The following is an 11,068-nucleotide window of genomic DNA, read 5'->3' on the forward strand; positions in this document are numbered from 1 at the left end:
GTTATCTCCCGGCTTCCGATTCGTTGAAAACAGGCGTCGAGCGAAAGGTCAGCGAGTCGCCAGTGGTGTATTGCGGAGAGGTTTTTTCGATGTGCTGAATGACGGTTTCTTCGCGCTTGAGGTCGATCGAGCGGCTGAACCAGTAGTACACCAGCCCCGAAACGATCAGCCCGACCAGCCAGGCGATGTCGATGCTGCCCAGGGCTTTGGCGAGCGGGCCGACATAGACTTCGCGCTGTTCAACGCCGTCGTAGATGTAGAAGAACGGGATCATCGATATGAAACCGATGGCGTACGCGGCGATGCCACGCAGGCCCCAGTTGCCGTAGATGTTGCCGTGGGGCATGAAGAAATGCGGGATGGCGTAGCGGCCTTTGCGCACGAAGAAGTAGTCCGTCAGGTTGACCGAGGTCCAAGGCACCAGGAAGTACAGCATCACCACCAGGTAGATCCCCAGCACCGACAAGCCTTTGCCCGAACTCTGGATGCTCAGGGCCACGCCCAGTTGCAGCAGGATCACAAAACCGATCGCCAGAATGCGTGCCTTGCGGGTCGGCTCGATGTGCTTGATGGAATCGACACAGGTCAGCGTGGTCAGTTTGGCGCTGTAGATGTTCATCGCGATCACCGGCAGGAACGCCAGGATAGTAATCACCACCACCGCCGTGCCCATCAGTGGCGAAACGGTGTTGCCGACTTGCCCGAGGGCGACCAGTACATCCGTGGAATGCAGGTGATCGGCCAACCAGCCACCCACCGAAATCATCCATGCACCGGATAACGAAGCGCCCAAAAACACCACCGCAATCAGCTTGCCACTGGAGGTGTTCTTCGGCAGGTAACGGGAATAATCGGACACGTACGGGGCGTAGGCGATGTTGTAACTGGCCGCCGCGGCGAACTGGGCGATGAAACCGGTCCAGTTGAAGCCCAGCGGCACGGGAGCCACTTCACCGGCAGCCAGTGCCGGCATCACGGCATCGGGCACCCAGCCCATCATTACCGCAAGCGTTACCAGGCCGTACAGCGGAATCGACAGGTACAACGCCCATTTGAAGCTGCGGTGCATCCAGTCATGACCGAGGATCGCGAGGATCGCCGCCGGTACCGTCACTGCCACCGCAATCACCCAGGGTTCGAACCCGAATAAGGTGTGCAAACCCTGCATCATCAACACCAGGTTGACGATGTTGAATCCGGCAAACACAAACAGCGTCGCCAGCAGCACGAGGATCACACCGCGATAACCGAACTGTGCACGGGACTGGATCATTTGCGGCAAGCCCAGGTGCGGGCCTTGGGAACCATGGAACGCCATGAACAGGGTGCCGAACATAATGCCCAGCGTGCCGGCGAGTGTGGTCCAGAGCGCGGTCAGACCGACGCTTGGGCCAACGAAGCCGATGGTCATGGTGAAGAAGGTGAAATTGCCGAGGAACCAGAACGGGCCTTGGCTGGACAGTTTGTCGGTGCGTTCGTGTTCCGGGATGAAGTCGATCGAGTGGCTTTCGACGACAGTTTTGCCGTCGAGGAGCGACACGCTGGGTGCGGCTTTGGCGTCAGTATTCATGATTGTCTCTTATTGTTGGAAGATCATGACGAGATAACTGCGTTCTTTCGGTGAACGACGCCCCTGTGGGAACGAACCCCACAGGGTTTGAGTCAGCCATGACTCAGGGAAGCGTGATCCAGACGGCTTTGGTCTCCAGCAGGTAATCGAGCTGCTCGGCGCCCAGGTCCTTGCCGAATCCGGACTGTTTGTAGCCACCGAACGGCATCGACGGGTCGAGGGTGCCATGGGCGTTGACGTAGACCGAACCGGCCTTCAACCGTGGGATCAGGCTGTGCACCTTGCCCAGGTCATTGGAGTACAGCGCGGCAGCCAGGCCGTACAGCGAGTCATTGGCCAGGGCCAGCGCCTCTTCCTCATCGTCAAACGGTGCGGTGACCAGCACCGGGCCAAAGATCTCCTCCTGGACAATGCGCATGTCGTTGCGGCAATGGGCGAAGATGGTCGGCTCGACGAAGAAGCCAGGGCCATCTACTGGCTGGCCGCCGTAGACCAGTTCGGCGCCTTCTTGCTTGCCGGTTTCGATGTACTCGGTCACCCGCTGCTTTTGCAATGCCGAGACCAACGGGCCAATGAAACAGTCTGGATCCAGGCCCGGTGCAATCTTCAGCGTGCGGGTGTAGGCGATCAGTTCGCGCAAAAATTCGTCGTAAACACTGCGATGAATATAGGCGCGTGTACCGGCGTCGCACACCTGGCCCGAGTTGAAAAACACACCGTTGGCGACCGCTTGCGCCGCCGCTGGAATATCGGCATCGGCTAACACGATTACCGGTGATTTTCCTCCCAGTTCCAGAGTTAGTCGCTTCATTTCGTCCAGCGCCGCACGCCCGACGGTACGACCGACCGGGGTTGAACCGGTAAAGGTCAATTTGTCGATGCCAGGGTGCGTGGCCATCGCTGCGCCGACCACGCTGCCGCGTCCCGAGACGATGTTGATCACGCCGTCGGGAATCCCGGCTTCCTGCACCAGTTCGGCAAACCGCAGGGCTGAAAGCGAAGTCAGTTCAGCGGGTTTGACCACCACGGTGCAACCGGTGGCCAACGCGGCGCCGAGCTTCCAGGCCATGGTTTGCAACGGGAAGTTCCACGGCACGATAGCGCCGACCACACCCACCGCTTCCTTGCGGGTATAGGCCAGGTAATTGCCCGGCAGCGAAGGTTCTACGGTGCGTCCGTGCAGCTTGGTCGCCCAACCGGCGAAATAACGCAAGGTATCTACCGTGCCCTGGATATCGACGTCCTTGGCAAACGCTGCGGACTTACCCATGTCAATCGATTCGATTTCTGCCAGTTCTGCGGCGTTCTGCTCAACCAGGTCCGCCAGGCGCTGTATCAGGCGTTCACGTTCCGCCGGTTTGGCCTGACTCCAGGCACCGCCGTCGAACTGAGCGCGAGCGGCTTGCACGGCGCGGTCCAGGTCCTCGGTAGTGCCCATCGGAATGCGCGTGATCAGGCCCTCGGTCGACGGCTCGATGACGTCAGAAGTCTGTCCGTCGCTGGCCTCGACAAAGGCGCCACCGATGAACATTTTCTGGACCTTGCTGAGGAAGGTCTGGGTCGCTTCGGATACACCGAATTTTTGCAGGTACTGCTTAACACTCGCGTCCATTTTTCATGCCCTCTGTGCGGCGGTCAGTTCACGCCGTAGCCGTGGTGGTTTCGCTCACGGCGTGCTTCGCCTGAGCCCGCTCATGGAAGATGAACCCAATGCTGTTGAGCAGCAGTTGCGCCGCCAGAATCGAAGTCATACCGCTCGGGTCATACACCGGTGCAACCTCTACCAGGTCCATACCAACGATGTTGCCTTTGCTGCGCTTGGCCAGGGCCTGGATGATTTCCAGCACTTCGTAGTAGAGGAAGCCACCGTGGCTTGGGGTACCGGTGCCCGGGGCGATGGACGGGTCGAAACCGTCGATGTCTATCGTGATGTAGTAGTTGATGTTTTGCGGGATCAGCGCCAGCACACCCTCGACACCAAGGCGGCGGACATCACGTACCGAAAGGATTTTCGAGCCGGCGGCATGGGCGGCTTCATAGTCATCGCGGTTGGAGGACGAGACGTTGCGAATGCCCATCTGGGTCATGCCGACAATGTGGTTCATTTCCGAGGCGCGGCGCAGCGGGTTGCCATGGCCGTAGCGAACACCGTGGCGTTCGTCGACGAAGTCCAGGTGCGCATCGAAGTGGATGATGTGGATCGGGCCGCGGCCCTCGAAGGCTTTGATGACGGGGGCGTGAACCGAGTGGTCGCCGCCGAGTACGACGGGCATGACGCCGGCATCGAGGATCTTGCGCACGGCGTATTCGGTGTTCTCGTTACTGGTGACCATGTCGGTGTGCACAATGTCGGCGTCACCGACATCGACCATGCGCACGTCGGCGGCGGTCAGATACATCACGTCATCTTCGTGGTCATAGGCGCCGGCGTGGCCGAAGGAGAACAGCGTCGATGCTTCGCGAATCCCGCGTGGCCCGAAGCGTGCGCCGGAGCGCCACTGGGTACCCATGTCGTTGGGCACGCCGAGTACCGCGACGTCGGCATCCAATGCATCCCAATCGGTGCACACCGGGGATTTGCCAAAGGTGCAATGACCTACGAATGGCAGGTTCAGGCGACCGGATTCATAACCGTTATTCGACATTTCAAGCCTCTCCACTTTTTGTTATCGGCTGGGCGGACTGCAAGGCGACCGCCGTTGGATTGACTATGGGCGCAGGTTTTCGTGGAAAAAATGCTAAACATCAGATACTCATATCGGCATTGCCGATGCATCCACACGTGGGAGGTCCAAGGTGATTCAGCTACACGATGTCGATCTGAAGTTGCTCAGGGTGTTTGCCACGATTGTCAGGTGCGGGGGCTTTAGCGCCGCGCAAGCGGCGTTGAATGCCGGCCAGTCGACGATCAGCGAACAGATGACGCATCTGGAAACCCGGCTCGGGGTCAAACTTTGTCAGCGCGGACGCAGCGGGTTTCGCCTGACCGAGCAAGGCGTGGCGATTCATGAAGCGACTCAGCGGCTATTGTCGGCCGTGGAGAACTTCTGCATGGACGCCGACGTGCTCAAGCAGCACATCAGCGGCAAGCTCAACCTCGGGATCATCGACACCACCATCACCGACCCCGATTCGCCGCTGCCACGCACCACTCAACGCTTCGTGTCCSGGGGGCACGACGTGCACCTCAACGTCTACGTAGGCGCCCCCGCCGAACTCGAAGAACGGGTGCTCGACGGCCGACTGCACCTGGCCATCGGGCACTTCCCGATCCATGTGCCGGGGCTGCTGCATACCCCGCTATACCAAGAAGCCCTTGGCTTGTATTGCGGGCGCCGGCATCCGCTGTATGGCAGCAAGGCCGAAGGTGACGAACTGCTGGAAGAAATTGCCGCAAGCCGCATTGTCGTGCGCGGCTACATGCAGCAATACGACCTTGAACATTTGGGTGTCAGCAAAGCCGCCGCGACCGTGGACAACATCGAGGCGCTGGCAATTTTGTTGATTTCCGGTGCCTACCTGGGTTTTCTGCCGGCGCACTTCGCCGCGCAGTGGATCAAGACCGGGGAGATGCACCAACTGGCGCCGAACAGCCTGCAGTTGATGTCGCCATTTGACGTGATTACCCGACGCGGCACCGCCCCGCYGCCGATCCTCCAGGCCTTCCTTGAGGACCTGGCGGCCAGCTCGCGTAAAAACGCCAAAGACTGAGATCCGCTCGCCACACCGGAGCAGCGCCCGGCATACTGATTGACGCAGCCACCCCGCTCACCACCCTTGCAGGCCCGTTATGCGCATCCACGTCACCTTCATCGACCGCGTCGGCATCACCCAGGAAGTGCTGGCCCTGCTCGGTGGGCGCCGGTTCAATCTGGACGCCGTCGAGATGGTGCCGCCGAACGTTTACATCGATGCGCCAACCCTCGGCGCCGAGGTGCTGGAAGAGTTGCGCGAGGCCTTTCTCGGCGTGCAGGGCGTGCAAGCGGTGACGATGGTCGACATCCTTCCGGGACAACGGCGAAGCTTGCAGCTCGATGCCTTGTTGGCCGCCAGCACCGACGCTGTGTTGGCGGTGGACGACCGGGGTTTTGTGCTGCTGGCCAACCCGGCGCTGATTGCCCTCTGTGGTCGCGAACCGGCCGGCGAATCGCTGACGGCACTGTTTGATGATCCTTCCTTGCAACACACGTTGATCGAACACGGTTTTCGCCTGCCCATGCACGAGGTCAGCCTCGGCGGTCAGACGTTGCTGCTGGACGCCATGCCCATCACCGGCGCAGGCGCCCTGCTGACCCTGTATCAGCCGAACCGCATCGGCGAACGCCTGTCGGCGCTGCACCATGACCATGCCGAAGGGTTCGATGCGCTGCTGGGCGAGTCCCCGGCGATTCGCACGCTCAAGGCCCGTGCCCAACGGGTGGCCGCGCTCGACGCGCCGTTGTTGATCCAGGGTGAAACCGGCACCGGCAAAGAGCTGGTCGCCCGCGCCTGCCACGCGATCAGTGCACGGCATGATTCGCCCTTTCTCGCCCTGAACTGCGCGGCACTCCCGGAAAGCCTCGCAGAAAGTGAACTGTTCGGCTACGCCGCCGGAGCCTTCACCGGCGCCCAGCGTGGCGGCAAACTCGGCCTGCTGGAACTGGCCGACCAGGGCACAGTGTTCCTCGATGAAGTCGGTGAGATGTCGCCTTACCTGCAGGCCAAGTTGCTGCGCTTTTTGAGCGACGGCTGCTTTCGCCGGGTCGGTGGTGATCGCGAGGTCAAGGTCAACGTTCGTGTGCTGAGCGCGACCCACCGTGATCTGGAAAAAATGGTCAGCGAAGGCCACTTTCGCGAAGACCTGTTCTACCGCCTCAATGTGCTCAACCTGCAAGTACCACCGCTGCGCGAACGCGGCCACGACATCCTGTTGATGGCCAATCACTTCATGCAACAGGCCTGCGCACAGATCCAGCGCCCGGTGTGCCGCTTGGCGCCGAGCACCTTTGCCGCCCTGCTCGGCAACCGCTGGCCGGGCAATGTGCGTCAGCTGCAAAACGTGATTTTCCGGGCGGCGGCGATTTGCGAAAACCCGCTGGTGGACATCGACGATCTGGACATCGCCAGAACCGCGGTAGAGCGGCAAAACGACGGTGAAGTGGGCAGCCTTGAAGAGGCTGTCGAGGGATTCGAAAAGAACCTGCTGGAGCAGCTCTATCGCAGCTATCCGTCCAGCCGCTTGCTCGCGGCGCGCCTGCAAACCTCCCACAGCGCCATTGCCATTCGCTTGCGCAAATATGGCATTCCCACCAAATCCTGAAGCCCGGCCCCCAGACAACACAAATCCCCTGTGGGAGCGGGCTTGCCCGCGATAGCGATGTGACATTCAGCATTGATGTTGACTGACACTCCCTCATCGCGGGCAAGCCCGCTCCCACAGGGGATTTGGATTGTCTTGAAATCACTACATCGTATCGATATCAAGACAGCCTGCCGCGAGCCCGTGTTTTCCTGCCCTGCTCGTCGCCCTCCTCTTCTCCGTATTGATTTCAATACAGACAACCCCTCTCGGCTTTCACAAAAACAAGTCAACTCATTGATTTTTAACAACTAACCAACATTGGCACCACCCTTGCTATCACTCTCCCAACCACGCTCGCTGCCTCGCACGAGCCTGTAAACGTCATCCGCCACCAGCAGCGGATGGGTCTGAACAATGAGGAGCTGTTATGAGCGAATTGCGTTTTACCGTCGATCACGAATGGCTACGGCTTGAGCAGGATGGCCTGGTCACCGTTGGCATCACGCCGTATGCCCAGCAGGCGTTGGGTGATGTGGTGTTCGTGCAAGTGCCCGAGTTGGGGACATTCGGCGCCGGTGATGAAGCGGCGGTGTTGGAGTCGGTGAAAGCGGCCAGCAACATTGGCATGCCGCTGGACGGCGAAGTGGTCGAGGTCAACGCGACACTGGAAACCGCTCCCGAATTGGTCAACGAAGATCCCTTGGGCGAAGGCTGGTTCTTTCGTTTCAAACCGGCCGATGCCGAGGCCATTCACCACCTGCTGGATCATGACGCCTACGCGCGCCTGACCCAGGAATCCGCCGAAGCCTGAAGCCATACAACCCCTTTACGCTCTCCACACAGGACACCACCATGTTCAGCAAACACGACCAGATCAAAGGCTACGACGACGAACTGCTGGCAGCGATGAACGCCGAAGACGCACGGCAAGAGCACCACATCGAACTGATCGCTTCGGAGAACTACACCAGTCAACGGGTGATGGAAGCGCAAGGCAGCGGTCTGACGAACAAGTACGCTGAAGGCTATCCGGGCAAGCGCTATTACGGCGGTTGCGAACACGTAGACGTGGTCGAGCAACTGGCGATTGATCGGGCCAAACAATTGTTCGGTGCTGATTACGCCAACGTGCAACCGCACTCTGGCAGCCAGGCCAACGCCGCGGTGTTCCTCGCACTGCTGCAAGCCGGCGACACCGTGCTGGGCATGAGCCTGGCCCATGGCGGTCACTTGACCCATGGGGCCAAAGTCAGTTTTTCCGGAAAACTCTACAACGCCGTGCAGTACGGCATCGACACCGCGACCGGCCTGATCGATTACGATGAAGTCGAACGCATGGCGGTCGAACATCAGCCGAAGATGATCATTGCCGGGTTCTCCGCTTACTCCAAGACCTTGGACTTTCCACGTTTCCGTGTGATTGCCGACAAGGTTGGCGCTTATCTGTTTGTCGACATGGCCCACGTTGCGGGGCTGGTGGCGACCGGTCTGTACCCGAATCCAATTCCATTCGCCGACGTCGTCACCACGACCACCCACAAAACCCTGCGCGGTCCGCGTGGTGGCTTGATCCTGGCCAAAGCCAATCCGGAATTGGAGAAAAAACTCAACGCGGCGGTGTTCCCCGGCGGTCAGGGCGGTCCGCTGATGCATGTGATCGCCGCCAAAGCGGTGTGCTTCAAGGAAGCGCTGGAGCCGGGTTTCAAAACCTATCAGGCGCAGGTGATCCGCAATGCCCAGGCGATGGCCAAGGTGTTTATCGACCGTGGGTTCGATGTCGTGTCCGGCGGCACCGACAACCACCTGTTCCTGGTCAGCCTGATTCGTCAGGGCCTGACCGGCAAAGACGCTGATGCCGCCCTCGGTCGCGCGGGGATCACGGTGAACAAAAACGCCGTGCCCAATGACCCACAATCCCCGTTCGTGACCTCGGGCCTGCGCATCGGTACACCGGCGATCACCAGCCGCGGTTTCAAAGAAGCCCAGAGCATCGAACTGGCCGGCTGGATCTGCGACCTGCTTGATCACCTCGGCGATGCCGAAGTCGAGGCGCAAATCGCGAAAAAAGCCGCTGCAGTGTGCAGTGACTTCCCGGTCTACCGCGACTGATCAAACACCACTGGTCCCTGTGGGAGCGAGCCTGCTCGCGAATGCGAACTGACATTCAACATTGATGTCGGCTGACACTCCGCATTCGCGAGCAGGCTCGCTCCCACAATTGGATTGTGTGCTGACTGACAGGTTGTCGTAGCCGCCTCTGCCCTCTCGAAAAAAGAAAATACACATGAACTCAATCGTGGAATCAACCGGCCCCACCCCGGCCAAAATGCAAGTCGGCGTCAAACTGCGCGGTGCGGAAAAGGTCGCGCGGATTCCGGTCAAGATCATCCCGACCGATGAGCTCCCGCGCAAACCCGACTGGATCCGGGTGCGCATGCCGATTTCTCCCGAGGTCGACCGGATCAAGCAACTGCTGCGCAAACACAAGCTGCACAGCGTCTGTGAAGAAGCTTCCTGCCCGAACCTCGGCGAGTGTTTTTCCGGTGGCACCGCGACCTTCATGATCATGGGGGACATCTGCACCCGTCGGTGCCCGTTCTGCGATGTCGGCCACGGTCGGCCGAAACCGCTGGACGCCGATGAGCCGATGAACCTCGCCGTGGCCATCGCCGATCTGCGCCTGAAATACGTGGTGATCACGTCGGTGGACCGCGACGATCTGCGCGACGGTGGCGCCCAACACTTTGTCGATTGCCTGCGTGAAATCCGCAAACTGTCGCCAGGCGTGCAGCTGGAAACCCTGGTTCCGGATTACCGGGGGCGTATGGACGTTGCGCTGGCGATCACCGCGACTGAGCCGCCGGATGTCTTCAACCACAATTTGGAAACCGTGCCGCGCCTGTATAAAGCGGCACGGCCAGGTTCGGATTTTGAGTGGTCACTGGACCTGTTGCAGAAGTTCAAGTTGCTGGTCTCGTCCGTACCGACCAAGTCCGGCCTGATGCTCGGCCTTGGCGAAACCGACGAGGAAGTGATCGAGGTCATGCAGCGAATGCGTGAGCACGACGTCGACATGCTCACGCTTGGCCAGTACCTGCAACCGTCGCGCAGCCACTTGCCCGTCCAGCGCTTCGTGCACCCGGACGTGTTTGCCTGGTTCGCCGAGGAAGGCTTGCGCATGGGGTTCAAGAACGTCGCCTCCGGCCCGTTGGTGCGCTCGTCTTACCATGCGGACCAACAGGTTCAGGGTGCGAAGTCGCTTGCTTGAATGCTGAGGCGTGTCGACAGGAGAGAAAGTGACGGGCATAAAAAAACGCCAGACCGGTTAGGTTCTGGCGTTTTTTTATACAGAATATGGCAGGGGCGGCTGGATTTGAACCAACGCATGGCAGGATCAAAACCTGCTGCCTTACCGCTTGGCGACGCCCCTGTAGCAGTTGCTACGTGTGGGCGGGAATTTACCAACTTTCACGCCGTCGGGGAAGCCCCCATAGAAAATAAATTTGTTCTAAAACAGCCACTTAACATTAATCTATTTCAGATACAACGGGCGCTGCTGCAGATTAAGCCCATGGCTGATGACTGGTCACACAGTGCTGCTGTTTGTTGTAGCTGAAAAAAGTGAAGGCCAGCACCAAGTGCCGGCCGTATGTCACTGGGCAGTGGCGGTCTTGAACTTGGTCCAGGTGCGCATGCGCGCCCGCATATCGGATTGGGAAATGTCCTTGCCCGGAATCAGCCGTTCATACGTGGCTTCATCGAGGTAGATGTCCGGGTTGTTGCGCATGGCCGCATCGACACTCGGCCGCGCCTTGGCGCTGGAGGTGGGGTAGCCGGTGAAGTTGCTGATGGCGGCCATGTTCTGCGGGCGCATGACGAAGTTGATGAACGCATAGGCGTACTCCGGATGTTTGGCGTCGACCGGAATCGCCATGGTGTCCATCCAAACCGTGGTGCCTTCACGGGGAACGCGGTATTGAAATGTGGTTTTCTTGCCGGCGGTGTCCGACGTCCGTTGCGCCTGCGTCATGTCCCCGCTGTAGCCGAGTGACAGGCACAGGTTGCCATTGACTAGATCGGTCACCGGTTGCGACTGGAATTTGCGAATGTACGGCCGCAGTTTCATCAACAAATCACTGGCGGCGGTGAGGTCCGCCGGTTTGGCGCTGCGTGGGTCCTTGCCCAGATAATTGAGCACCACCGCCAGTACTTCATCC

The 11,068-nt window shown here is 59.8% G+C and carries 9 protein-coding genes and 1 tRNA gene; 5 read left to right on the plus strand and 5 right to left on the minus strand.

The window, feature by feature from the left end:
• Position 1: 1 nt before the first annotated feature.
• The 3 genes from AC1DSG_RS06100 to speB form a co-directional block, all read right to left on the minus strand.
• Complete coding sequence (locus tag AC1DSG_RS06100; protein WP_477790063.1) at positions 2 to 1,570, minus strand: purine-cytosine permease family protein; 1,569 nt, start codon at positions 1,568 to 1,570, stop codon at positions 2 to 4.
• A 103-nt stretch (positions 1,571 to 1,673) separates the two neighbouring features.
• Complete coding sequence (locus AC1DSG_RS06105; RefSeq protein ID WP_477790064.1) at positions 1,674 to 3,182, minus strand: aldehyde dehydrogenase family protein; 1,509 nt, start codon at positions 3,180 to 3,182, stop codon at positions 1,674 to 1,676.
• A gap of 28 nt (positions 3,183 to 3,210) precedes the next feature.
• Positions 3,211 to 4,215, minus strand: a complete 1,005-nt coding sequence (gene speB, locus AC1DSG_RS06110; protein ID WP_007942954.1) for an agmatinase — start codon at positions 4,213 to 4,215, stop codon at positions 3,211 to 3,213.
• Between the two features lie 151 nt (positions 4,216 to 4,366).
• Here speB and AC1DSG_RS06115 point away from each other — a divergent pair, with 151 nt between their 5' ends.
• The 5 genes from AC1DSG_RS06115 to lipA all read left to right on the plus strand — a co-directional run bounded on the left by AC1DSG_RS06115 (position 4,367) and on the right by lipA (position 10,119).
• Positions 4,367 to 5,281 carry a LysR family transcriptional regulator gene (locus AC1DSG_RS06115; protein ID WP_477790065.1) on the plus strand — a complete coding sequence of 305 codons (915 nt, stop codon included), beginning with the start codon at positions 4,367 to 4,369 and terminating at the stop codon, positions 5,279 to 5,281.
• A gap of 79 nt (positions 5,282 to 5,360) precedes the next feature.
• Positions 5,361 to 6,869, plus strand: a complete 1,509-nt coding sequence (locus AC1DSG_RS06120; protein ID WP_477790066.1) for a sigma-54-dependent transcriptional regulator — start codon at positions 5,361 to 5,363, stop codon at positions 6,867 to 6,869.
• A 409-nt stretch (positions 6,870 to 7,278) separates the two neighbouring features.
• Positions 7,279 to 7,662: a glycine cleavage system protein GcvH gene (gene gcvH / locus AC1DSG_RS06125; RefSeq protein WP_477790067.1), complete on the plus strand. Its 384-nt coding sequence runs from the start codon at positions 7,279 to 7,281 to the stop codon at positions 7,660 to 7,662.
• Between the two features lie 41 nt (positions 7,663 to 7,703).
• Positions 7,704 to 8,960, plus strand: coding sequence for a serine hydroxymethyltransferase (gene glyA, locus AC1DSG_RS06130; RefSeq protein ID WP_477790068.1), 1,257 nt, complete (start codon positions 7,704 to 7,706; stop codon positions 8,958 to 8,960).
• 175 nt (positions 8,961 to 9,135) lie between these two features.
• Entirely contained in the window at positions 9,136 to 10,119 is a 984-nt protein-coding gene (gene lipA, locus AC1DSG_RS06135; RefSeq protein WP_477790069.1) for a lipoyl synthase, read from the plus strand.
• A gap of 87 nt (positions 10,120 to 10,206) precedes the next feature.
• On the opposite strand, the gene AC1DSG_RS06140 is transcribed toward lipA, so the two are convergent.
• Both AC1DSG_RS06140 and AC1DSG_RS06145 read right to left on the minus strand, forming a co-directional pair.
• A tRNA-Gln gene (locus AC1DSG_RS06140) sits at positions 10,207 to 10,281 on the minus strand.
• A 222-nt stretch (positions 10,282 to 10,503) separates the two neighbouring features.
• Positions 10,504 to 11,068: extracellular solute-binding protein (locus AC1DSG_RS06145; RefSeq protein ID WP_477790070.1), on the minus strand; the 565-nt coding region annotated here is incomplete at its 5' end.

The sequence above is a fragment of the Pseudomonas sp. P5_A12 genome (genome assembly GCF_056400685.1).

What these genes read in the sequence shown, in the direction of transcription:
- speB (WP_007942954.1), bottom strand. Translation starts at nt 4,215, where the DNA reads ATGTCGAATAACGGTTATGAATCCGGTCGCCTGAACCTGCCATTCGTA.
- AC1DSG_RS06120 (WP_477790066.1), top strand. Translation starts at nt 5,361, where the DNA reads ATGCGCATCCACGTCACCTTCATCGACCGCGTCGGCATCACCCAGGAA.
- AC1DSG_RS06100 (WP_477790063.1), bottom strand. Translation starts at nt 1,570, where the DNA reads ATGAATACTGACGCCAAAGCCGCACCCAGCGTGTCGCTCCTCGACGGC.
- lipA (WP_477790069.1), top strand. Translation starts at nt 9,136, where the DNA reads ATGAACTCAATCGTGGAATCAACCGGCCCCACCCCGGCCAAAATGCAA.
- glyA (WP_477790068.1), top strand. Translation starts at nt 7,704, where the DNA reads ATGTTCAGCAAACACGACCAGATCAAAGGCTACGACGACGAACTGCTG.
- gcvH (WP_477790067.1), top strand. Translation starts at nt 7,279, where the DNA reads ATGAGCGAATTGCGTTTTACCGTCGATCACGAATGGCTACGGCTTGAG.
- AC1DSG_RS06105 (WP_477790064.1), bottom strand. Translation starts at nt 3,182, where the DNA reads ATGGACGCGAGTGTTAAGCAGTACCTGCAAAAATTCGGTGTATCCGAA.